The 22020-nt window shown below is 72.6% G+C and carries 18 protein-coding genes and 1 tRNA gene; 8 read left to right on the top strand and 11 right to left on the bottom strand.

Annotated features, from left to right (window positions below):
• Window positions 1–17: 17 nt before the first annotated feature.
• From ACP6CK_RS07125 to osmF, 5 genes are all read right to left on the bottom strand, one after another.
• Window positions 18–311 carry an acyl carrier protein gene (locus tag ACP6CK_RS07125; protein ID WP_426958186.1) on the bottom strand — a complete coding sequence of 98 codons (294 nt, stop codon included), beginning with the start codon at window positions 309–311 and terminating at the stop codon, window positions 18–20.
• 148 nt (window positions 312–459) lie between these two features.
• Window positions 460–1173: an ABC transporter permease gene (locus ACP6CK_RS07120; RefSeq protein ID WP_426958185.1), complete on the bottom strand. Its 714-nt coding sequence runs from the start codon at window positions 1171–1173 to the stop codon at window positions 460–462.
• The gene (locus tag ACP6CK_RS07115; protein ID WP_426958184.1) at window positions 1170–2090 is read right to left on the bottom strand and encodes an ABC transporter ATP-binding protein; all 921 of its coding nucleotides are present in this window, start codon (window positions 2088–2090) and stop codon (window positions 1170–1172) included. The genes ACP6CK_RS07120 and ACP6CK_RS07115 overlap by 4 nt, the downstream gene beginning before the upstream one ends.
• A gap of 10 nt (window positions 2091–2100) precedes the next feature.
• A complete protein-coding gene (locus ACP6CK_RS07110) occupies window positions 2101–3240 on the bottom strand; it encodes an ABC transporter permease (RefSeq protein ID WP_426958183.1) in 1140 nt (379 codons plus the stop codon).
• On the bottom strand, window positions 3237–4181 hold the full coding sequence (gene osmF, locus ACP6CK_RS07105; RefSeq protein ID WP_426958182.1) for a glycine betaine ABC transporter substrate-binding protein OsmF: 945 nt from the start codon (window positions 4179–4181) through the stop codon (window positions 3237–3239). The genes ACP6CK_RS07110 and osmF overlap by 4 nt, the downstream gene beginning before the upstream one ends.
• A gap of 363 nt (window positions 4182–4544) precedes the next feature.
• Here osmF and ACP6CK_RS07100 point away from each other — a divergent pair, with 363 nt between their 5' ends.
• Complete coding sequence (locus ACP6CK_RS07100; RefSeq protein ID WP_426958181.1) at window positions 4545–5447, top strand: aldose 1-epimerase family protein; 903 nt, start codon at window positions 4545–4547, stop codon at window positions 5445–5447.
• Between the two features lie 44 nt (window positions 5448–5491).
• Here the strand turns inward: ACP6CK_RS07100 and ACP6CK_RS07095 are convergent.
• Window positions 5492–5578: transfer RNA gene (locus ACP6CK_RS07095), tRNA-Leu, on the bottom strand.
• A 144-nt stretch (window positions 5579–5722) separates the two neighbouring features.
• Here ACP6CK_RS07095 and ACP6CK_RS07090 point away from each other — a divergent pair.
• Both ACP6CK_RS07090 and ACP6CK_RS07085 read left to right on the top strand, forming a co-directional pair.
• Entirely contained in the window at window positions 5723–7231 is a 1509-nt protein-coding gene (locus tag ACP6CK_RS07090; protein WP_426958180.1) for an ATPase domain-containing protein, read from the top strand.
• Entirely contained in the window at window positions 7221–8951 is a 1731-nt protein-coding gene (locus tag ACP6CK_RS07085; RefSeq protein WP_426958179.1) for an ATP-binding protein, read from the top strand. The genes ACP6CK_RS07090 and ACP6CK_RS07085 overlap by 11 nt, the downstream gene beginning before the upstream one ends.
• Window positions 8952–8970: 19 nt before the next feature.
• Here ACP6CK_RS07085 and ACP6CK_RS07080 read toward each other — a convergent pair whose 3' ends face one another.
• The 5 genes from ACP6CK_RS07080 to ACP6CK_RS07060 all read right to left on the bottom strand — a co-directional run bounded on the left by ACP6CK_RS07080 (window position 8971) and on the right by ACP6CK_RS07060 (window position 16682).
• Window positions 8971–9594: a glutathione S-transferase family protein gene (locus ACP6CK_RS07080; RefSeq protein ID WP_426958178.1), complete on the bottom strand. Its 624-nt coding sequence runs from the start codon at window positions 9592–9594 to the stop codon at window positions 8971–8973.
• A gap of 83 nt (window positions 9595–9677) precedes the next feature.
• Window positions 9678–13508 carry a trifunctional transcriptional regulator/proline dehydrogenase/L-glutamate gamma-semialdehyde dehydrogenase gene (gene putA, locus ACP6CK_RS07075; protein ID WP_426958177.1) on the bottom strand — a complete coding sequence of 1277 codons (3831 nt, stop codon included), beginning with the start codon at window positions 13506–13508 and terminating at the stop codon, window positions 9678–9680.
• Between the two features lie 167 nt (window positions 13509–13675).
• Complete coding sequence (locus ACP6CK_RS07070) at window positions 13676–14317, bottom strand: N-acetylmuramoyl-L-alanine amidase (RefSeq protein WP_426958176.1); 642 nt, start codon at window positions 14315–14317, stop codon at window positions 13676–13678.
• A gap of 119 nt (window positions 14318–14436) precedes the next feature.
• On the bottom strand, window positions 14437–15864 hold the full coding sequence (locus tag ACP6CK_RS07065; protein ID WP_426958175.1) for a mandelate racemase: 1428 nt from the start codon (window positions 15862–15864) through the stop codon (window positions 14437–14439).
• Window positions 15861–16682, bottom strand: a complete 822-nt coding sequence (locus ACP6CK_RS07060; protein WP_426958174.1) for a sugar phosphate isomerase/epimerase family protein — start codon at window positions 16680–16682, stop codon at window positions 15861–15863. The genes ACP6CK_RS07065 and ACP6CK_RS07060 overlap by 4 nt, the downstream gene beginning before the upstream one ends.
• 153 nt (window positions 16683–16835) lie before the next feature.
• Between ACP6CK_RS07060 and ACP6CK_RS07055 the strand changes: the two genes are divergently transcribed.
• The 5 genes from ACP6CK_RS07055 to ACP6CK_RS07035 all read left to right on the top strand — a co-directional run bounded on the left by ACP6CK_RS07055 (window position 16836) and on the right by ACP6CK_RS07035 (window position 22020).
• On the top strand, window positions 16836–17843 hold the full coding sequence (locus ACP6CK_RS07055) for a Bug family tripartite tricarboxylate transporter substrate binding protein (protein ID WP_426958173.1): 1008 nt from the start codon (window positions 16836–16838) through the stop codon (window positions 17841–17843).
• 11 nt (window positions 17844–17854) lie between these two features.
• On the top strand, window positions 17855–18382 hold the full coding sequence (locus ACP6CK_RS07050; RefSeq protein WP_426958172.1) for a tripartite tricarboxylate transporter TctB family protein: 528 nt from the start codon (window positions 17855–17857) through the stop codon (window positions 18380–18382).
• Window positions 18383–18397: 15 nt separating this feature from the next.
• Window positions 18398–19915: a tripartite tricarboxylate transporter permease gene (locus tag ACP6CK_RS07045; RefSeq protein ID WP_426958171.1), complete on the top strand. Its 1518-nt coding sequence runs from the start codon at window positions 18398–18400 to the stop codon at window positions 19913–19915.
• Window positions 19916–20062: 147 nt separating this feature from the next.
• Window positions 20063–20887 (top strand): aldo/keto reductase, encoded by an 825-nt coding sequence (locus ACP6CK_RS07040; protein ID WP_426958170.1) that lies wholly within the window; start codon window positions 20063–20065, stop codon window positions 20885–20887.
• A complete protein-coding gene (locus ACP6CK_RS07035) occupies window positions 20884–22020 on the top strand; it encodes a glycosyltransferase family 4 protein (protein ID WP_426958169.1) in 1137 nt (378 codons plus the stop codon). The genes ACP6CK_RS07040 and ACP6CK_RS07035 overlap by 4 nt, the downstream gene beginning before the upstream one ends.

Here is a 22020-nt window from a genome sequence, read left to right as displayed (position 1 = left end):
GGGGGCGCGCCGACCTCTCAGGCCGCCTTGGCGGCGACGAGCTCCTCGATGCGGGCCGCCAGGTTCTTCATGACGAAGTAGTGCTCCGCCGGCTTCTCACCGGCGTTCACCTCCTGCGTCCACTTCTCCACCGGCACCTTGATCCCGAAGGCCTTGTCGATCGCGAAGACGATATCGAGGAAGTCGAGGCTGTCGATCCCCAGGTCCTCGGTCACATGGCTGTCCGGGGTGATGCTGTCGCGGGCGACCTCGCTGTTCTCCGCGATGATGTCGGCGACCCGATCGAAGACCGGGGTGGTGTCGGCGGCCATGGTCCGTTCCTGGAGGCTCTGCGTCCGGGGCGATGCCGCCTCTCGGGGAGGGGGACCGGGCCGGGCGTCGTCTGGATGTTCGGGGCGGCGTGATGGACCGGAATGGCCCTCGAAGTCCAGGGGGCGGTGCGCGCTATCGACCGATCGGTCAACTCCGGGCCCCGGCCAGGGCCAGCGCCCGGTCCAGCAGCAGGGCCAGCCAGGCGGTGAACACCGCCCCCTGAAGGACGAAGGCCGGATTGGCGTTCGCCAGCCCGATGACGATGGGCGTCCCGAGGCAGCGCGCCCCGGCCACTGCCCCGACCGCGGTGGTGGCGACGGAGAGCGTCACCGCCACCCGCAGCCCCGCCAGCAGCACCGGCCCGGCCAGCGGCAGCTCCACCTCCCGTAGGCGCCGCCAGGGACCGAGGCCCATCCCGCGCGCGGCCTCGATCGCGTCGGGTGGGACGGATTCCAGGCCGGACACGGTGGCCCGAAGGAGCGGCAGGGCCGCGTAGAGCACCAGGGCCAGCAGGGTGGGCGCCGCCCCGAAGCCGAGCAGCGGCAGGGCGAGGGCGATTACCGCCACCGGCGGCACCGACTGGGCAAGGGTGAAGGCCGCGTCCATCAGGGGCCGCAGCGGCCGCCCGGCGCGGCGCGTCACGGCGATGCCGGCGGGAACCCCGATCGCCGCCGCGATCCCTGCGGCACCGAGGGAGAGGGCGAGGTGGGAGCCGAGCAGGTCGAGCCAGGGCTCGGCGTCATAGGTCGGTCGGGCGATGCCAGGGAACAGGGCGGCCCAGAACCCCGGGACCCGCGGCGCGGCCAGCAGCGCGGCCAGGAAAGCGACCGCCTCCAGCCCCAGGCGGAGGGCCCGGCTCACGGCGTGGCCAGAAGGTCGGTCAGGGTCAGGTACCGCGGTGGCGCCCCGGCCAGGGCCAGCCGGTCCGCGCCGTGCGCCAGCATCAGCAGCAGCGCGTCCTTCAGCGTGGCGCCCTCCGGCAGGACCGGCACGCCGGGCGCATCCCCCGGCCGTGCCGCATCTCCCGCGGCCAACGCGCCCAGGCGATGGAAGGCCAGGGATTCCGCGCCGAAGATCCGCCGCACCTCCGGCGGGGCATCGCGGCCCAGCACCGAGAGCGGCGCGCCCTCCGCCGCCAGCCGGCCGGCATCCAGCACGGCGATCCGGTCGGCCAGGGCCAGCGCCTCCTCCACGTCGTGCGTCACGAGCAGGATTGTCTTGCCGGTCGCGGCGTGGATGCGCCGGAGTTCGACCTGAAGTCCCCGCCGCGTCGCGGGATCAAGGGCGGAGAAGGGCTCGTCCATCAGCAGCACCGGCGGGTCCGCCGCCAGCGCCCGCGCCAGTCCCACCCGCTGCGCCTGCCCGCCGGAGAGGGTGGAGGGCTTCCGCGTGCGGTAAACCGCCGGCTCCAGCCCGACGAGGTCCAGCAGCGCGTCCACCCGCGCCCGGATGCGGGCCGCCTCCCAGCCGAGCAGCCGGGGCACCGTCGCCACGTTCGCGGCCACGTCCCGGTGCGGAAACAGGCCCACCGACTGGATGACGTAGCCGATCCCCCGCCGCAGCGTGGTCCGGTCCTGGGTCGCCACATCAACCCCGCCCACCAGCACTCGCCCGGCCGAGGGCTCGACCAGCCGGTTGACCATCCGGAGCAGCGTGGACTTGCCCGATCCGCTCTCGCCCAGCAGCACGGAGAGCGAGCCGTCCGGCACGCCGAGGGTCACGCCCCGCACCGCCTCCACCGCCCCGTAGCGGTGGAATACGTCCTCGAACGCGATCATCGCCGGGCGGTCATGCGCGCGGCAGCAGCCGGGCCAGGCCGCCCAGCCCCGCATCCACGGCGAGCGAGAGTCCGAGGATCGGCAGCACGCCGAGGAGGATCAGGTCCCCTGCCAGTTGCCCCACCCCCTGGAAGACGATCGTACCCAGCCCGCCGCCGCCGATCAGCGCGGCCAGGGTTGTCAGGCCGACCGCCTGCACCGCCGCGAGCCGCAGCGCCCCCATCATGACGCCCGCACCCATCGGCAGCCGCAGCCCCCAGAGGATGCCTCGCCGCGACAGGCCCTGGCCCCGCGCCGCCTCGACCAGCGCCGGCGGGGCGACCCGCAAGCCCGTCAGCACCCCGCGCCCGAGCGGCAGGAGGAGGTAGCCGGCGATGGCGAGCACCGCCGGTGCCGGCCCCACGCCGCCCAGCCCCATCGCGCGTAGGGCGGGAACGGCCTCCGCCAGCGCGGCCAGCGGCGCGATCAGCAGGCCGAACAGCGCGATCGAGGGCACGACCTGGATGCCCGACGCGGCCCCGAGAAAGGTGGTTTCCAGCCGCGGCCGCCGCAGCGCGAGCAGCGCCAGCGGCACCGCCAGCACAAGCGCGAGGATCAGCGCCGAGAGCGAGAGCAGAACGTGCCCGATCAGCGCGGTCCGCAACTCCGCCCAGCGCCCCGACGCCTCCCGCAGCAGGGAGAGGGCGTCCAGCGCACCCAGGGCGCCGAGCCCCGCGATCCCCGCGCCGGCCGCGAGGAGCGGAAGGGCAGGGGAGGCACCCCGCTGCGCCGCCGCCGCCGCACCCGCGAGGACGAGGAGAAGGGCGGCGATCCATGCCCCGGCGGCGGGAGCCGCCCGGGCCACCGCCGAGCCGCCCGGCAGGGCCGCCGCGCCGAGGCCGGCAGTCGCGACCAGCGCGACGAGAGCCACGGCCGCCGCGGCCTCCGCTGCGCCGGGACGCACAGAGCGCAACGACAGCAACGCCAGCCCGCCGCAGGCGATGAGAAAGGCCGCCGCGGCCGTCAGCACGCCCCACGTCCCCGGCAGCGCCACGACGGCCGGCGAGAGAAGCCGGTTCGGCGCCACCGAGATCCAGCCCAGCACGAAGGGCGCGGCCGCCGCGGCCAGGCCGATCGCCGCCGGCCCGGTCCCGCGCGGAGGGGACCTCAACTGAGCTGGCCGATGCTCCGCAGGTGCTCCCGCGCCACGTCGCGCACCGGGCGGCCCTCCACCACGATGCGCGCGTTCAGCTCCCGCAGCTTCTCCGCCTCGAGGGACCGGAAGACGGGCTCCAGCCAGGCGGCCAGCTCCGGCAGGCGCTCGGACACCTCCCGCCGAACGAGCGGAGCGGGCTCATAGACGATCTGCGCGCCCTTGGTGTCGTCCAGCACGCGCAGGTTGAGCGCGGAGATGGCGCCGTCCGTGCCGTAGACCATCGCGGCGTTCACCCCGTTCAGGCGCTCCGCCGCCGCCCGCATCGTCACCGCCGTGTCGCCGCCCGCGACGACGAGCAGCTGCGCCGGCGTCAGCCGGAAGCCGTAAGTGCGCTGGAAGGCCGGCAGCGCCGCCGGGCTCTGCACGAATTCCGCCGAGGCCGCGAGCTTGAAGGTTCCCCCGCCGCCGAGATAGCGCGCCAGGTCCTCCAGCGTCGCCAGCCGGGCGGAGCGGAACAGGTCGTCCCGCACGGCGATGGCCCAGGTGTTGTTCGCCGGCGCCGGACGCAGCCAGACGAGGTTGTTCCGCTGCGCGTCGAGATCCCGCACCTTGGCATAGGCGGTGTCGGCGCGCTTCCAGGCCGGATCGTCCTCCATCTGGAAGAAGAAGGCGCCGTTGCCCGTGTATTCGGGGTAGAGGTCCACCTCTCCCGCCAGGATCGCCTGCCGGACGATGGCCGTGGGGCCGAGCTGCAGGCGCTGCCGCACCGTCACGCCGCGGGCCTCCAGCACCTCCGAGATCATCTGCCCGAGCAGCGCGCTCTCCGTGTCGAGCTTCGAGGAGACGGTGACCGGGCGCGCCGCGCCCTGGCCGCGGGCCGCGCCGGCGAGCGCCGGAAGGGCAAGGGCGCCGGCCAGAACGCCTCGGCGCGGCAGGGGCCGGGACATCTTGCGCATGGACAGGGGTCCGAATCCGTTCGGCGGAACCCTTAGCCGCCCGGCCGCCCGGTGCAAGGCACGAGCGCGGGAACGCCCGGCCGGGCATCCCGAGGCAGCTCTTTCCGACCGACGCGGGCGCGGGCACGATGCGGCCATGAAGCCCCGCGCCGCCCTCCTCCTCCTCGCCATGGGTGCCTGCGCGCCGGATCCGCCCCCGCCGCCTCCGCCCGCCGCGTCCCGCCCGACCTCGGACCCCTCCACCTGGGAACGGGCGCCGACCGGGTCCGCCTCGACGCGGCGCGCCCCCGACTCAGCCATTCAGCCCTCGAATTCCCGGAGCCGGCCCGGCGCGGCCCCGGCCACGCGCCGCCTCCTGAACTGATGAGCGCGTCTGCCGGACCGGTCGGGACGGGGCCCGAGGACCGGCACGAGATGCGGGACGGCCGGCTCTCCGCCGCCGTGCTCGCCCGGGGCGCGGAGCTCTGCTCCCTGCGTCACGCGGAGGCCGAGCTGCTCTGGGATGCAGGACCCGCCTGGCCGCGCCACTCTCCCGTACTTTTCCCCATCGTCGGACGGCTGCGGGAGGACACGCTGCGGCGCGCGGGGCGCGCATACCGGCTGACCCAGCACGGCTTCGCCCGGGACCGCGGCTTCTCCTGGCTGGAGCGCGGTCCGGCCAAGTGCCGCCTGGCGCTAGAGGACGACGAGGCAAGCCGCGCCGCCTTCCCCTTCCCCTTCCGGCTGGAGCTGGACTACCGGTTGGAGGCGGGGCGGCTGCGGATCGGCTATCGCGTCGTGAACACGGGGACGATGATCCTGCCGGCCGCGCTCGGGGCGCACCCGGCCTTCCGCTGGCCCCTCTCGCCCGCGGTCGCGCCCGAGGCGCACCGGCTGATCTTCGCGCAGGACGAGCCGGACCCGGTGCGGCGTCTCCGCGGCGGCCTGCTGCTGGCGGAGCCTGAGCCGACCCCGGTCCGGGGCCGCGAGCTCTCGCTCTCACGCGCCCTCTTCGCGGCGGATGCCCTGGTGCTCGACCGGGTGCGGAGCCGGTCGTTGCGCTACGTCGCGCCGGGCGCGGCCGGGCTGGAGATCGGCTGGGACGGCTTTCCCCAACTCGGCCTCTGGTCGCGCGACGGCGGTGAATTCCTCTGCATCGAGCCCTGGTACGGCACGGCTGACCCGGTCGGCTTCGAGGGGGATTTCCTCGAAAAGCCGGGCCTCCGCCTGATCCCGCCCGGCGAGGCCTGGACTTCGGAGTGGTGGGTCCGGCCCGAACCCGCCTAGCCGGCCCGAGGCGTGATCCGGGAGCGGTGGGGCTCCGGCCTGGGTGGTGCGGGCGGTCGGGATCGAACCGACACTCCCTCGCGGGAACCGGATTTTGAGTCCGGCGCGTCTACCAGTTCCACCACGCCCGCCTGCCGCCTGGATGCCACGGCGCACCCTCCGCCGTCCAGTTGCGGAGGCCGGACGGCGTCGTATCTGGCCAGGGCCGGGGGTGCGGGACTAGAACGACGCGCCGACCCGGCATTCGCCCACTTCCCCGGAGATGCCGCGCCCCTATGACGGCCTCGGACCACGACCCGCGCGTCTCGACAGGCATCGAGGGCCTCGACACGGTCCTCGATGGCGGCCTGTCGCCCGACCGCCTCTACCTCGTGGAGGGGATGCCGGGATCGGGCAAGACGACGCTCTCCCTGCAATTCCTGCTCGAGGGCCTGAGGCAGGGCGAGTCCACGCTCTACATCACCCTGTCCGAGACGGCGGAGGAGCTGCGGGCCGTCGCCCGCTCCCACGGCTGGTCGATCGACGGGCTGCACCTCTTCGAGCTGGCCGAGGCGGACGGGATCCTCGGGCAGGATCGCCAGCAGACCCTGCTCCACCCCTGGGAGGTGGAGCTGGGCGAGACGGTGAAGCTCATCACCGACGAGGTGGAACGCGTCCGCCCGAAGCGGGTGGTGTTCGACAGCCTGTCGGAGCTGCGGCTGCTCGCGCAGGACCCGCTTCGCTACCGTCGCCAGGTCCTGGCCCTGAAAGGGTTCTTCGTCGGCCGTGGCACCACCGTCCTGCTGGTGGACGACCTGGCGGGCACGGAGCAGGGGCGGGACGCGCATCTCCACTCCCTGTGCCACGGGGTCATCACGCTCGAGCGCGTGACGCTCGATTTCGGCGCGGCCCGGCGCCGGCTGGAGGTGCAGAAGCTGCGCGGCGTCGCTTTCCAGGGAGGCTTCCACGATTTCACCCTCCGCCGCGGCGGGATCGAGGTCTTTCCCCGGCTGGTGGCCGCCGACCACCACACCGCCTTCCTCGGCGGCCCGACGCCGAGCGGTTCGGCGGAGTTGGACACGCTGCTCGGCGGCGGTCCGCTGCGGGGCACGAGCACCCTCATCCTGGGTCCGGCCGGCTCGGGCAAGACAACCCTCGCGCTGCAATACATCCACGCGGCCTGCCAGCGCGGCGAGCGCTGCCTTCTGTACCAGTTCGACGAGCGGATCGGCACGCTGATCTCCCGCGCGCGGGCCATGGGAATCGACCTGCAGCCCTGCCTCGATGACGGCACGCTCCTGCTGCGACAGGTGGACCCCGCCGAGATCTCCCCCGGCGAGTTCAGCGTCGCGATCCGGCGGGAGGTGGAGGCGGGCGCGCGCATGGTCGTGCTCGACAGCCTCACCGGCTACCTCGCCGCCATGCCGCAGGAAAAGCAGCTGGTCCTTCAGCTGCACGAGTTGCTCTCCTTCCTCAACCAGCAGGGCGTGGTGACGCTCCTCATCCTCCCCCAGGCGGGGATGATGGCAGCGATGCAGGGCAGCGTGGTGAACGTGTCCTTCATCGCCGACGCCGTCGTGCTGCTCCGCTTCTTCGAGGCGCAGGGACGCATCCGGAAGGCGATCTCGGTCATCAAGAACCGCGCCGGCCCGCATGAGGACTCCATCCGCGAGTTCCGGGTGGATGCCCGCGGCGTGCAGATCGGCCCGCCGCTTCGCGAGTTCCGCGGCATCCTGACCGGCACGCCGGAGTATGTCGGGACGCAGTCGCCGCTGCTGGAGGACCGGCCTGCCCATGGCGGCTGACGCTCCCCCGGGTCAGGAGGGAGCCGTCGCGGCGGGCGAGGTACTCGTGCTCGCCCCGATGGGCCGCAATGCGGAGAGCGCGGGGATGGTGCTCACCCGCCACGGCATCCGAGTGCGGATCGTGCAGGACGTCCGTGCGCTGGCCGCCGCGATCGGGGATGACACCGGTGCCGCCCTGGTGACGGAGGAGGCGCTGGAGCGGGAGGGGATCGCGCCGCTCCGGGCCGCGCTGCAGGCGCAGCCCCCCTGGTCGAGCCTGCCCTTCGTCATCCTTGCGCGCGCCCGCACCGGCCCCCTGCCGCGCGGCGGCCCGCGCGTCCTACCGCAGGACCTGACGAATGCCATGACGCTGGAGCGCCCGCTGAGTGCCGGCTCCCTCGTCAGCGCGGTGGACTGGGCGCTCGCGGCCCGGCGGCGCCAGGTGCAGATCCGCGACCACCTGGCGGAACTCGAGCACCGGACCCAGCGCCTGCGCGAGAGCGAGGCCGCGCTGATGGACCTCACCGTCTCCCTGGAGGAGCGGGTGGCCGCGGAGGTGGCGGAGCGGCGCCAGGCCGAGGACCTGCTCCGGCAGGCCCAGAAGATGGAAGCGGTGGGCCAGCTCACCGGCGGCATCGCGCACGACTTCAACAACCTCCTGACCGGCATCATCGGCGCCCTGGACCTGCTGAAGCGCCGCATGCGGGAGGGGCGAACCGACGGGCTGGACCGCTACATGGACGCGGCCTCCACATCGGCCACGCGGGCGGCGGCGCTGACGCATCGCCTCCTCGCCTTCTCCCGCCGACAGTCGCTCGACGCGCGGCCGGTGGACGTGAACCGGCTCGTGCGCTCCATGGAAGACCTGCTGCACCGCACGCTCGGGGAGCGGGTGACGCTGGAGACGGCGCTCGATCCCGGTGCGCCGCACGCCCTGGTGGACGAGAACCAGCTCGAGAGCGCGCTGCTCAACCTCGCGATCAACGCGCGCGACGCCATGCCGGATGGCGGGCGCCTGGTGATCGAGACGGGACGCGACGTGCTGGACGAGGCAGCGGCCGCCGCGCAGGAAGGGCTCCGGCCCGGCGCCTATGTCCGGCTGACCGTGCGCGACACCGGCATCGGCATGCCGCCGGACATGCTGGAGAAGGTGTTCGAGCCCTTCTTCACGACGAAGCCGATCGGGCAGGGCACCGGGCTCGGCCTGTCCATGATCTACGGCTTCGCACGCCAGTCCGGCGGCCATGCCTGGATCGACAGCGTGCCCGGCGAGGGCACCGCCGTGAGCCTGACGCTGCCGGAGGTTGCGGCGCCAAGCCACGCCGCCCCGGAGGTCACCACGGACGAGGCGCCACGCGCTGCGGAGGGCGAGACGGTGCTCGTCGTGGAGGACGATCCGGCGGTCCGTCTGCTCGCCATGGAGGTGCTGCGGGAGCTCGGCTACGCCGCGCGGGAGGCCGGGAGCGCGGAGGAGGCGCTGCCGATCCTGCGCGGCAACGGGCGCCTCGACCTGCTGGTGAGCGACGTCGGCCTGCCCGGCACCAACGGGCGGCAGCTCGCGGAGATGGCGCGCTCCATCCGGCCCGGGCTGCGCGTCCTGCTCATGACCGGCTACGCCGAGGCCGCCGCCACGCGCGGACGCTTCCTGGAGCCGGGCATGGAGATGGTGACGAAGCCCTTCGCGCTCGACGATCTGGCCCGCACCATCCGCCGCATCATCGAGGGCCGGCCGAGGGACTGACCCAGGCCCGGCTCCCCGTTCAGGTCATCGGGAGATCCAGGTGCTTGCGGAACCCCGGCCGCTCCCGGAGCCGCGCGTACCAGGCGGAGACGCGGGGCAGGGAAGGACGCTCGACCGGCAGCAGGTGCCAGCGGTGGAGATAGATGCCCAGCGCGATATCCGCGATGGAAAAGTCGCCGCAGACGAAGGCGCGCGCCTCCAGCTCCTTCTCGACAATACCCCAGAGGCGGCCGAGCTCCTTCGCGGCGCGGTCCGCCGCCTTCAGGTCGCGCTCCGGCTCGGGGATGCGGACATAGGTGAAGAAGACCGTGGTCATCGGTGTCGTGACATGGGCGAGGGTCCAGTCCATCCACTGGTCCACCTTCGCGCGCCGCTTCGGATCGGCCGGATACAACGCCTCGCCAGCGGGCCGGGTGGCGCAGAGGTAGCGAAGGATCGCGTGGCTCTCCCACAGGGTGAAGCCGTCCTCCTCCACGATGGTGGGCACCAGGCTGTTCGGGTTCATCGCTACGTATTCGGCGTCCCGCGTGCGGCCGAAGGCGCCGCCGGCGTCCAGCCGCTCGAAGGCCACGCCCAGCTCCTCGCAGCCCCACAGCACCTTCATGACGTTGCTGCTGTTCGTGCGTCCCCAGATCGTGAGCATGCGCGGTCCCCCTGCCGATGGCGGCAGGCTAGACCCGATCGACGGAGGCCGGAACGGGCCGCCCCGCGAATCCCGTGCTGTTCCTAGAGCGACTCGCCCGGTCCGATCGTCATCAGGCTCGCATTGCCGCCCACCGCTGCGGTGTTCGTGCTGACCGCGCGTTCCAGCAGCAGCATGTCGAGCGCATAGCCCTCGGTCCCCCCGGCCAGCCCGTGCGACGTGGCGCCGAGCACGGGCCGGATCCGCCCTTCTATCGCCGCCACCTCCAACGCCACGGCGCGCAGCGTGTCCGCCTCACCCTCGAACAGCACCGCGTCGAAATCCTCCCCACCATCCAGCACGACGGGCGCGCCCGACAGGGCCGCGCGCACAGACTCTGGCGCCTCCACCCGCACCCGGTTGCCCGTGGCGAGCGCCGTGCTCACCTGCGCCATCAGCCCGAAGGGCGTGGCCGCCCGGCACAACGCCGTGCCGCGCGGATGCAGCGAATAGGCATTGCTCTCCCCCACCGGCCCGGGCAGCGCCATCTCCAGCCCGAGGCGGGACCGCGCGATCAGCCGCTCGCACAGATCGGCGGCCGGGCCGTGGCCGGCCTCCCAAAGCCAGTCCTTCCAGGCGCGTGCGGCCTCGGTCGGCCCCCTGCCGGCCGGCAGGTTCGGCTCGGCCGGGCAGGCCGAGAGCAGCCGGCGCAGGTAGAGCGGCCCGCCCGCCTTCGGCCCCGTGCCCGAGAGCCCGTGCCCGCCGAAGGGCTGCACCCCCACCACCGCGCCGATGATCCCGCGGTTGACGTAGACATTCCCGACCGAGGCGCGGTCCGTCACCCGCTCGATCGTCTCGTCGATCCGGGAGTGGACGCCGAAGGTCAGGCCGTAGCCGGTGGCGTTGATGGCATCCACCAGCGCCTCCATCTCCGCGCGGCGAAAGCGCAGGACGTGCAAGACCGGGCCGAACACCTCGCGCTCCAACTCCGCCAGTCCGCCGATCTCGATGATCGTGGGGGCAACGAAGGTGCCGTGGCGGCAGGCGTCCGGCAGGTCCAGCGCATGGACCGGGTTCCCCTTCGCCCGCATCGCGTCGATGTGGCCCTGAAGGTTCCGCCGGGCCTCCTCGGAGATCACGGGGCCCACATCCACCGACAGCCGGTCCGGCGTGCCGACCGAGAGCTCCGCCAGCGCGCCCTTCAGCATCGTCAGCACGCGCTCCGCCACCTCCTCCTGCAGGCACAGCACGCGCAGCGCGGAGCAGCGCTGCCCCGCGCTGTCGAAGGCGGAGACGAGGACATCTCCCACCACCTGCTCCGGCAGGGCGGAGGAATCCACGATCATCGCGTTCTGCCCGCCCGTCTCCGCGATCAGGGGGATCGGCGCGCCATCCGGGCTCAGGCGCTCCGCGAGCTGCCGCTGGATCAGCCGCGCGACCTCGGTGGAGCCGGTGAACATCACGCCACGCGTGCGCGCATCCGCCACCAGCCGCGCGCCCACGGACCCGTCGCCCGGCAGGAGCTGGAGTGCGCCCGCGGGAATGCCCGCCTCCCGCAGGATGCCGACCGCGAGGGAGGCGATCAGCGGCACCTCTTCCGCCGGCTTGGCGAGCACCGTGTTCCCTGCCGCCAGCGCCGCCGCCACCTGTCCGGTGAAGATCGCGAGCGGGAAGTTCCAGGGCGAGATGCAGGCCACCGGCCCGAGCGGGCGATGCGTCGCATTGTCGAACTCCCGCCGGACCTGCGCGGCGTAGTAGCGCAGGAAGTCCACCGCCTCCCGTACCTCGCCCACCGCGTTGGGCAGGGATTTCCCGGCTTCCCGCACGATGGGGCCGAGCAGCGCGGGCAGCCGCTCCTCCATCAGGTCCGCGGCGCGCGCCAGCAAGGCGGCCCGCTGGGACGGCGGGGTGGACTGCCAGATCGGCCCGGCCGCCGTGGCCGCAGCCAGAGCCGCCTCCACCGCGTCGGCCGTCGCCTCCGTCACATGGCCGACGAGGTCGCGGAGATCGGCGGGATTCCGGACCTCGCGCGGCTCCCCGGCCGGCTGCAGCCCCTCCACCATCGGGGCCGCCACCAGTGGAGCACCCGACCCGGCCAGCAGCGCGGCCGACAGCGAGGCGAGGCGCTGCTCATTCGTCAGGTCCAGCCCGGCCGAATTCGGCCGCTCATCGCCGAACAGCTCGCGCGGCAGCGCGATCCCCGCATGCGGCGCGCCCTGCGGCACCAAGTCCCGCGCCGCCTCCACCGGATCGGTGATCAGCGCCTCTACCGGCACGTCGGGATCGTTGATCCGGTTCACGAAGGAGGAGTTGGCCCCGTTCTCCAGCAACCGGCGGACGAGGTAGGCGAGCAACGTCTCGTGCGTGCCGACCGGGGCGTAGATGCGGCAGGGACGGTTCAGCTTCTCCGGCCCCACCACCTCCTCGTAGAGCGGCTCGCCCATGCCGTGAAGGCACTGGAACTCATACTGCCCGGCGTAGAAGTTCCCGCCGGCCATGGCGTGGATCGTCGCCACCGTCCGCGCATTATGCGTCGCGAACTGAGGGAAGACCGCATCCGGCGCCGCGAGCAGCTTCCGCGCGCAGGCGATGTAGGAGACGTCCGTGTGGATCTTCCGCGTGAAGACCGGGAAGCCCTCCAGCCCCTCGAGCTGCGCGCGCTTGATCTCGCTGTCCCAGTACGCCCCCTTGACCAGCCGCAGCATGATCCGCCGGTTGCTGCGGCGCGCCAGCTCGATGACCCAGTCCAGCACGAAGGGGGCGCGCTTCTGATACGCCTGCACCACGAAACCGACGCCGTTCCACCCCTCCAGCCGCGGGTCGAAGCAGAGTGCCTCCAGCAGGTCGAGCGACAGCTCCAGCCGCTCCGCCTCTTCCGCGTCGATGTTCAGCCCGATGTCGTAGCGCCGCGCGAGCACCGCGAGCTCCGCGACGCGCGGCAGCAGCTCCGCCATCACCCGGTCCCGCTGCGCACGCGAATAGCGGGGGTGCAGAGCCGAGAGCTTGATCGAGATGCCCGGCCCCTCGTAGATCCCGCGCCCGCCCGAAGCGCGCCCGATCGCGTGGATTGCCTGCTCGTAATCGCGAAGGTAGCGCGCCGCGTCGGCCTCCGTCGTCGCGGCTTCCCCGAGCATGTCGTAGGAGTAGCGAAAGCCCTTCGCCTCCATCGCGCGGGCATTCGCCAGGGCCTCGGCGATGGTCTGCCCCGTGACGAACTGCTCCCCCATCATCCGCATGGCCATGTCCACGCCGCGACGGATCACCGGCTCGCCGCCCCGCGCGATCAGGCGAGTCAGCGCGCCCGTCAGCCCCTCCTCGCTGCTGGTGGAGGTGAGCTTGCCCGTGACCACCAGCCCCCAGGTCGCCGCATTCACGAAGAGCGACGGGGAGTGCCCGAGATGTGCGGCCCAATCCCCGTGCCGGATCTTGTCCCGGATCAAGGCGTCCCGCGTGGCCCGGTCGGGGATGCGGAGCAGGGCCTCCGCGAGGCACATCAGCGCCACCCCCTCCTGGGAGGAGAGGGAGAATTCCTGGATCAGCCCCTCCACCCCGCGCGGAGCGCCCTTCGCCCGCAGCGCCGTGACGAGGTTCTGCGCCAGACGGGTCGCGGCGGCCTGGACGGGGGGAGCCAGCGTCGCCTGTGCGATCAGGAGGGGAAGGCACTCCTCCTCCGGCCGACGATAGGCCTCGGTGATCCGGGCGCGGAGCACCGTCTGGGGTTGCACCCCCTGGGCGAAGGCCAGGAAGGGCGGCGCGGCGGTCGACCCACTGGTCGCTCCGTTTTCTCCGATAACGACGGGTAGTCCGCTATCCAGCGCGGACAGGATCGCGCCCTTCACCAGGGAGTGCGGCGATCGGCCCTGGGCTTCGGCGGCGGCCCTGATCCGGGCCCGGAGAGCCTCATCGACCTTGACGCCGATCGTCGTCGTTCCCATCGTGCCCTCCGTACCAGGCGGTGGTACTACCTTCCGCACAACGGGTGCAACCAAATCGGACGCTGGTTGCACCTAGAGGGTAGCGGGCGCTCGGGCCACGCCTTCGCACAGGGCTAGCCGGATGCTCGAATGCCCGCTCCCTGGAATGCGGCAGGGCGAGTTCGAACTCAGGGCAGGAGGATACGCGGGCTGGGCAGGTCCAGGTCGATGGCGAAGCCGGGTCCGAGCAACCTGCCGAGGGTTCGGGACAGCTCCGTCACGCGCCGGTTGTGCCGCACCCAGTCGAACCGCCGTGGATCGGCGCGGTCCACGCTGTTGACCTGCACATGTCCCTTCACATGGTCGGCGGCGATGCCGCGCCGGCGACGGATGTCATAGACCAGCATGGCGATCGTTTCGTACTGCCAGTCCGTCCAGTCGAGCTTCGATGCATCCCCGCCGAACATCGAGATGTCCCGCTGGTACATCTCGATCCCGATCGAGCGGGCGTTGTGGTCCTGCACGCCCGGATGGCGCTTCGGGTTCCCGGCATGGAACGCCTGCATCTCCTCCGGCACGACGCTGTACGCGACACCGAAGGTGCGGCCGATGAAGTAGTGGCTGCTGTTCGCCGCGCTCGCGACGTAGCTGGCGCTCTGCTCCTCCGTCCCCTTGCTCTCCGTGCCGTGCAGGATGATCTCGTCGATCTTCGTGTTCCCGCGCGAGGCGAAGGACTTGCTCGGTTTCGACTTGAACAGGAGAAGGTTGGGCAGCGCCGCCGCGTAGGCGGCCCGTCGCGCCACGTCGCGAATGTCGTCGAAGACACTCATGGCCGGCTCCGTTCGAGGGCGACACGAAGCTTGGCACCAGGTCTCGCACGCGGGGGATCAAAGCCACGGGAAGACCGTGCCGATCCGTGGAACGCCCGGATGGAACCGGGCGGCGCGCCTCAGGCGGGCGGCCAGGAGGCCTTGGGCATCACCTCCATCGCGTCGAGATCCGGCTCGATCCCGGCGCCCAGGCCCGGCACGTCCAGCGAGCCGATGGACAGCGCCCCATCGCGGATGCGCAGCCGCGGGAAGGGCGCCGTCTCGTAGAGGTCGGGATGCGCCGCGGCGAAGCGCGAGGCTTCCTCAGCCGGCCGACCGGAGAAGCCTGCGACGAAGTGGTGCCCGTTCCGCTCGACATGGGTGATGCCCATCAGCGCCACCAGCGCCAGATCCTGCTGCACGCAGACGCCGGCGAGCGTCGTCAGGTCCTCGGCCGACATGAAGAAGCGCTCGGCGCCGGCCTCGGCGTTCCAGGCCTGGCAGCGCGCGTGATTGATCAGGGACCGCCACACGCCCTTGCACGCCTTGCTGGACACGCCCGCATAGCCCATCCCGCGCGCGGTCACGAAGGCGTCCATCGGTCCGTCGCTCTCGTCCACGATGACGGGGCGGGAGGCAGCGAGCGCCGTCATCGGCACGGACAGCGCCTTCGCCCGCTTCACCGGCTGCTCGACGAACAGGATGGCGTCGCGCAGCGCCTCCAGCCGCGGCTCCTCCTCCATGGCGCGCCACAGGGCGGCCGCGCCCTCCCCATCCTCGTACTGCTCGTTGCCGTCGAGGGAGGCGCGGTAGCCCGGCCGCCGGTCCAGCACCGACGCGATGCGGCAGAGCCGGTCCACGTCGGCCGCGATGTCGCCGCCGACCTTCAGCTTCCAGAACCGGTGGCCGTAGGTCAGGGCCACCTCTTCCAGCGTCTCCGGCAGGCCGTCCCCGACGCGGTCCGTCTGGTCTGCCGCGGTGATCGGGTCCACCAGCCCGACGGTGTGACGCGCCTGGATCGTCGCCGCGGGCCGGGTCGCCGCCAGCATCGCGCCGAAGTCGAAGCCGCCGAGATCCGCCGCCACTGGGTGTGGCGCCATCCCGCCGATGTTCGCCCGCATCCCCGCGAAGAACGACGCTCCCTGCGCCTTCAGCAGCGCGTCCAGCATCGCGCGGTCCAGCAGCGCCCGGCCATAGGAGGCAACGAGCGGGTTCAGCCCCTCCGCCCCGCAGGCCGCCTCGTGCGGGGTCCAGGAATCCGCGAAGTGTCCGAAGGCCGTGTTGGCTCCCGCCGCCAGCGACGCCTCGGACGCGATCTCCAGGGACCGCCGGAGCTGGTCCTCGTTCTGTGCGTCGGTCCAGCGCGGGTCCTTGTCGAACCACTTCGCCGCCAGGGACTCCGCCGCGATCCCGCGCGCCTCCCGCCCGTCCTCCGTCAGGATGCGCGCGGTCACCACCGCTTGGCGCCCGTGCGTGACGGTGATGATGCCGAAGCGGAAGGGCAGGCGCAGCCGGAACGGCCATTCCCGCCGCTCCACCGCGATCAGCCGGAAGCGGGGCGCGCTCATGCGGTCGTCTCCTCGATCCCGCGCAGGTAGCCGATCGCGCGCGCGGCCGCACCGGGCCCGTCCGGCACATACTCGAAGGGCTCGACCGCGCACCAGCCGTCATAGGCATTGCGCCGCAGCGCCGCGATGATGGGCGCGAAGCGATCCGGCCCCTGTCCCGGCCCGCGCCGGTTGCGGTCGTTGAAGTGGATGTGCCGGATGAGCCCGGTCGGCAGCCACCGGTCCAGCAGGTCCGGCACCGGATCGGCCTCGCCATTCCCGGCGGCCGACACGTCCAGCATCGTCGCCAAGCCCGGAGACGCCGCGCGCCGCACGATCCCGGCCGCCTCTTCCACGGTGCGGGCCCAGCTCGTCTGCCCGGCATCCAGCGGCTCCAGGCAATAGGTCACGCCCGCCGCTGCCGCCCAGTCGCCTGCCAGCCGCATCGTCTCCTCCGCCCGCCGCGCATCGTCGTCGTCCCGCACGGGCCGCTGCCCCGGTGACCCGTGCACCAGCACCGCGGCGCCGAGGTCGGCCGCCAGCCCGACCAGCCGCTGGACGACATCCCGCGTGCGCACCAGCAGCGCCGGATCGGCCGCGCAGATCGACAGCCCCCCCGGCGCGACCAGCAGCCAGTGCAGCGACGTGATCGGCACTCCGGCCTCGGTCGCGATGCGCCGCAGCTCCGCCCGCCGCGACGCCGGGAGCAGGTGAGGGGCCTCCGCATCCAGCGTGAACGGCGCCACCTCCATCCCGTCATAGCCCAGCGCGGCGGCCAGCGCGCATTGCCGCTCGAAGGGCAGCTCCCGCACGACCTCGTTGCACAGCGCGACGCGCATCGCGTCCTCCCCCGATCGCCGGATGCTGTAACCCGATGCCGGCTTGACCCCCGGCCCGACGCGGTCGCAAGCTTCCGGTAACCAACGGGTTATCGGTGCGGGTCGCCGACGGCAAGGGCCGCCGCGCCGCTCGCACGGAACGGGGAACGAGCCATGAAGCGTCGCCACCTGCTCGGAGCCGCCACCGCCGGCCTCGCGCTGCCCGCGCTCGTGCAGGCGCAGACCTATCCCTGGCGGCCGGACCGCCCGGTGACGCTCATCGTCCCCTGGGCCGCCGGCGGCTCCACCGACCAGATGGCCCGCCTCGTGGCGGCGGAGCTGGAGTCGGCCATGGGGCAGCGCTGGGTCGTGGTGAACCAGCCCGGCGCCTCGGGCTCCATCGGCACGCGCAACGCGCTGGAGGCGGCGAAGGATGGCCTCACCTGGGCCGCAGGCGCAGCGGTGGACGTCGGCTGCTACAAGGTGCTCGGCCTGCTCGATACGATGCTGACGGACTGGAACCTCTTCTTCGCCGTCGCCAACGTGAACACGATCTGCGCTAACCCCGCCTCGGGCTACCGGGACTTCGGGCAGCTCCTGGACGCCTTGAAGGCCCGTGGAGCCTCCATCGCCGTCTCCACCGCCGGCGTATCCTCGGCCGGCCACAACTTCATGGAGGCGATCCGCGCCGCCACGGGCATCCAGTACCGCCACGCCACCTATGACGGTGGCAACCCGGCCACCATCGCCATCGTCTCGGGCGAGGTTCCCGTCGGCTCCATGCTGATGGTGGAGGCCGCCGAGATGATCAAGGCACGCCGCCTGATCCCGCTGGCGGTGCAGAGCGAGCGGCCCGTGACCCTCGCCGGCTTCGGCGAGATCCCCTCGGTCCAACGCTGGATCCCGAACGTACCGGCGCCGCTGAACTACTTCGGCGTCTGGGCGCCCAAGGGCATCCCGCAGCCCGCGGTGGACACGGTCGCCCAGATCTGGCGGGAGAAGATCGCCAGTTCCCAGCGCCTGAAGGACTACGCCGACCAGCGCGCCGCGCTGTTCACCCCGCTCGCCGGGCAGGAAGCGCATGACGAGGCCTGGAAGATGGTCCGCCAGACCGCCTGGCTCTACTTCGATGGTGGCAAGGCCCGCGTCTCGCCCGACACGCTCGGCATCCAGCGCCTCTAGGAGTTCCGGGCTTGAGCGAGGAGACCGTCGACACCGCCTCGCCCTTCGAGGGAGAGAAGGCCCCTCCCTCGAAGCGGGCGGATCTGATCACCTCCGCGGTGCTGATGGTGCTCGGCCTGACCGTCGTCGGGCTCGCGTGGCGGATGCCGACCTTCGTGGAGCAGTCGGGCACCGGGCTCACCGCGCCGGGGATCGTGCCCGGCTTCTACGGCGTCGCCATCGCCATCCTGGCGATGCTGCTCGCCCTGCGGACGCTTCGCCGGCCGGAGACGCCGGGCGTCGGTGATCCCGGCAACGACAATGGCCGCCTCGCGCTCGCCGCGGCGCTCGCGCTTGTCTACGCCGGCGGCCTCGTCGGGCGGCTGCCCTTCTGGCTCGCGACGTCGATCTTCGTCTTCGCCTTCGTCGCGGCCTTCGAGTGGTCACGCGGCCCCGCGGGCCGCCCGCGCCGGCTCATCGAGGCCCTGGCGATCGGCCTCGGCGCCGGCTGGGCCGTCACCCTGCTCTTCGAGGACCTTTTCCTCGTCCGCCTGCCCTAGGGACCGCCCGACCGCATGAACGACGCCCTTTCCATGCTTGGCGGCGGCTTCGCCAACATCCTCCAGGGCGGCATCCTGCTGCACGCGATCTGGGCGATGCTGGTGGGCATCATCATCGGCGCGCTGCCCGGGCTGACGGCCACGATGGGGGTCGCGCTGCTCACCACGCTGACCTTCAGCATGGGCCACAACACCGCGATCTTCGTCCTCATCTGCGTCTATGTCGGGGCGATCTACGGCGGCTCGCGCTCGGCCATCCTGCTGAACATCCCGGGCACCCCGGCCTCCGCCGCCTCCACGCTGGACGGCTTCCCGCTCGCCCGTCAGGGCCTCGCCGGCCGCGCCATGGGCATCTCCACCACCGGCTCCTGGCTCGGCACGCTCTTCGGCACGCTCTGCCTGGCCCTCTTCGCCCCGGCCTTCGGGGAGTTCGCCCTTCAGTTCGGCTCCTACGAGATGTTCTGGGTGGCGATGTTCGGCATCGTCATCGCCGGCTCCCTGTCCGGCGGCGACCCGCTGAAGGGCTACATCGCCGGCTTCCTCGGCCTGCTGATCGCGACTGTGGGGCAGGAGCCGAACCACGCCTACCCGCGCTTCGCCTTCGGCAACGTGGACCTCGCGGGTGGCCTCGGCCTGCTGCCGGTCCTCGTCGGCGTCTTCGGCGTGGCGGAGGTGCTGCAATCCATGCGCGGCCCTGCCGTGCGGGCGGTGGCGAACAAGCTGGACAGCATCTTCCCGCGCCCCTCGGACGTGGCGAAGTACTGGCGCACCATCCTCCGATCCGGCGGCATCGGCACCTTCATCGGCGCCATGCCCGGCCTCGGGGAGGATATCGCCGCCTGGACCTCCTACGCTGCCGCCCGGCGCGGCTCGAAGGAGGCGAACAAGTTCGGCAAGGGCAGCGTGGAGGGCCTGATGGCCGCCGAGACGGGCGAGAGCGCCTGCGTCCCCGGCGCCATCATCCCCGTCCTCACCCTTGCCGTCCCGGGGTCCGCGCCCGCCGCCGTGCTGATGGCGGCGATGATGATCCACGGCATCAACCCGGGCCCGATGCTCGCGATCTCCACGCCGGAGTTCATCTACAACATCGTCGCCATGCTCATCGTCGCCGATATGGTGAAGCTGCTCTACGGCCTCGTCCTCGTCCGCCCGCTCCTCTACGTCCTGCTCATCCCGCGAGAGCGGTTGATGCCAGTGGTCCTCGTGCTCTGCACCGTCGGGGCCTTCGCCATCACGCAGCGCCTGTTCGATGTCTGGGTGATGCTCGGCGCCGGCCTCCTCGGCTTCGTCCTGCGGGAATTGCGCTTCCCGATGGCGCCGCTGGTGCTGGGGATCGTGCTGGGCGACCTGCTGGACAAGAACCTCCTGCGCGGCCTCGTGCTCTCGGGCGGCGACGTCACGCCGTTCTTCACCCGGCCCATCAGCGCAGGGCTCTGCGCCCTGACGGTGCTGGCGGCGCTGTGGTCCGTCCCGGTGGTCGCGGATTGGGCCCGCGGTCTGCGCGGGCGGCGGCGGGCGGAGGCGGCGGGCTGACACGGTTCGGCCTCGCGGCTTGCGCCGTGGGGCCCGCCCGCCCGATCATCGCGACCGCTCAAGGGCTTCCGGGTCGCGGCGCGTGAGATGATGGGATTTCCTGGAACGGCTTCGCCGCCGCCAGCGGGCGCGACGGCGGCCGAGGCCATGCGGATCTGCGGCCGCGACGTGCGTCGGATCGGCTATGGCGCCGCGTTCCGCGTCGCCGGCCGTCCCGCCACGGCGACATGCCTCGGCGACCGCGGAGCCGCGCACCGCATCCTGCGCCGTGCGGTGGAACTCGGCGCCGACCTCCTGGATACCGCCGACAGCTACGGCCCCGCCCTGTCCGAGGAACTCGTCGCCGAGGCGCTGCGCCCCTATCCACCGGACCTGCTCATCGCCACCAAGGGCGGCGTGGTCCGCACCGACCGCGACCGCACCCGCTTCGACGGACGCCCGGACCGCCTGCGCGCGGCCTGCGAGGCCAGCCTGCGCCGCCTTGGCCTCGATGCCATTCCTCTCTACCAACTCCACTGGGCCGACCCGGCTGTGCCGTTCGCAGACCAGGTCGGCGCGCTGGCGGACCTCCGCACCACCGGCAAGATCCGGCATCTCGGCCTCTGCAACATCGGCGTGGCGGAGCTGGAGGCGGCCCTGGCCATCGCGCCGGTCGCCTCGGTCCAGTGCCGCTACGGCCCAGGGGAGCGGGATCGTGACGCGTTGATCGACGCCTGCACCCGCGCGGGCATTCCCTTCATCGCGTATGGCCCGCTCGCCGCGCTGCAAGATCCCCGCCGCCGGTGCGTGCTGCGCGGGATCGCGGACCGGCTGGGCGCCACGCCTGCTCAGGTGGCGCTCGCCTGGGTCCTCCAACGCGCCCCGAACAGCTTCGCCATCCCCGGCACGCTGAATCCTGTCCACCTGGCGGAGAACATGGAGGCCGCCCGCCTCCGGCTTCCCGACGACGACTGGGCGCGTCTCGCGGCATGAAGGTCGCCCTCGTCCTCGACCGCTTCGACCCGCACGGGGGCGGGCTGGAGGCCTGGACCATCCAGCTGGCCGCCCACCTCCTGGCCGAGGATCACGACGTCCACGTCCTCGCCTTCGAGGAAGGGGCCCACGGCCTGCCCGTCACGCTGCACCGCCTGCCGCCGCACCGCTCGCCCATCATGCGCGGCCGCCGGATCGCCGCGGCCCTCGCGACCCTCGGCGCCGACGTGGTGCACGACACCGGCACCGGCTGGTCCGCAGATGTCTTCCACCCCCAGACCGGCTCCCGCCTCGCGAGCCTTGACCGGGAGATTGCTTCTCATACCCCGGTGCGGCGCCTGAAAGCGGCCCTCTCCCCGCGCACGAACCTCCGCCGCTGGCGCATGGCCTGGCTGGAGGCGCGCCAGGCCGCGCGCGCCCGGCGCCTGATCGCCGTGTCCCGTCGCATCCGCCGCGACCTCGCGGCCCGGCACGGCGTGCCGGAATCGCGGATCGCGGTGATCCCCAACGGCGTGGACACGGCCCGCTTCGCGCCCGACGCGATTGCCCCCCTTCGCAGGGAGGCCCGGCGCGGCCTGGGCCTGCGGGAGGAGACACTCTTCCTCGGCTCCGCCCACAATCTCCGTCTGAAGGGGATGGACAACGCGATCCGGGCGCTCGCCGCGGTGGGTGGAGACGCGCGGCTGGCCCTGGCCGGCGGCGAGCCGGACGCCTTCTGGACCGGCCTCGTCGCCTCGCTTGGCCTCACGGAGCGGGTCCATTTCCTCGGCCCGGTGGCCGATATGCGCCCGCTCTTCGCCGCAGCCGACGCCTATGTGCACCCGACGCGCTGGGACGCCTGCAGCCTCTCCACCATCGAGGCCGGCGCCGCCGGCCTGCCCGTGATCACCACAGCGATGAACGGCGCCTCCGAACTGATCACCGACGGCACGACGGGCTTCGTCCTGCCCGATCCCGAGGACGTTCCCGCACTGACCACCCACATGCGCGCGCTGCTGGACCGCACGACGCGCCGCCGGATCGGTGACGCGGCGCTGGCCGCATCCCGCGGCCACGACATCCGCGACAACCTCCGCGCGGTGGAGGCCGTACTCGCCGAGGTCGCCGCCGAGCGCCGCGCGGCCACGTCCTGA

This window comes from Muricoccus radiodurans (assembly GCF_050154705.1).
GTDB classification, from domain to species: domain Bacteria; phylum Pseudomonadota; class Alphaproteobacteria; order Acetobacterales; family Acetobacteraceae; genus Roseomonas; species Roseomonas radiodurans.
Note: the sequence above shows the minus strand (reverse complement) of the source record. Positions and strands in the feature narration are given on the sequence as shown.

Bases quoted from the DNA above. Each gene is read 5' to 3' on its own strand.
- ACP6CK_RS07070 (WP_426958176.1), bottom strand. From the start codon at position 14,317: ATGAGTGTCTTCGACGACATTCGCGACGTGGCGCGACGGGCCGCCTAC.
- ACP6CK_RS07100 (WP_426958181.1), top strand. From the start codon at position 4,545: ATGAGCGCGTCTGCCGGACCGGTCGGGACGGGGCCCGAGGACCGGCAC.
- ACP6CK_RS07035 (WP_426958169.1), top strand. From the start codon at position 20,884: ATGAAGGTCGCCCTCGTCCTCGACCGCTTCGACCCGCACGGGGGCGGG.
- ACP6CK_RS07045 (WP_426958171.1), top strand. From the start codon at position 18,398: ATGAACGACGCCCTTTCCATGCTTGGCGGCGGCTTCGCCAACATCCTC.
- ACP6CK_RS07080 (WP_426958178.1), bottom strand. From the start codon at position 9,594: ATGCTCACGATCTGGGGACGCACGAACAGCAGCAACGTCATGAAGGTG.
- ACP6CK_RS07060 (WP_426958174.1), bottom strand. From the start codon at position 16,682: ATGCGCGTCGCGCTGTGCAACGAGGTCGTGCGGGAGCTGCCCTTCGAG.
- osmF (WP_426958182.1), bottom strand. From the start codon at position 4,181: ATGCGCAAGATGTCCCGGCCCCTGCCGCGCCGAGGCGTTCTGGCCGGC.
- ACP6CK_RS07065 (WP_426958175.1), bottom strand. From the start codon at position 15,864: ATGAGCGCGCCCCGCTTCCGGCTGATCGCGGTGGAGCGGCGGGAATGG.
- ACP6CK_RS07085 (WP_426958179.1), top strand. From the start codon at position 7,221: ATGGCGGCTGACGCTCCCCCGGGTCAGGAGGGAGCCGTCGCGGCGGGC.
- ACP6CK_RS07055 (WP_426958173.1), top strand. From the start codon at position 16,836: ATGAAGCGTCGCCACCTGCTCGGAGCCGCCACCGCCGGCCTCGCGCTG.
- ACP6CK_RS07115 (WP_426958184.1), bottom strand. From the start codon at position 2,090: ATGATCGCGTTCGAGGACGTATTCCACCGCTACGGGGCGGTGGAGGCG.
- putA (WP_426958177.1), bottom strand. From the start codon at position 13,508: ATGGGAACGACGACGATCGGCGTCAAGGTCGATGAGGCTCTCCGGGCC.
- ACP6CK_RS07040 (WP_426958170.1), top strand. From the start codon at position 20,063: ATGCGGATCTGCGGCCGCGACGTGCGTCGGATCGGCTATGGCGCCGCG.
- ACP6CK_RS07125 (WP_426958186.1), bottom strand. From the start codon at position 311: ATGGCCGCCGACACCACCCCGGTCTTCGATCGGGTCGCCGACATCATC.
- ACP6CK_RS07090 (WP_426958180.1), top strand. From the start codon at position 5,723: ATGACGGCCTCGGACCACGACCCGCGCGTCTCGACAGGCATCGAGGGC.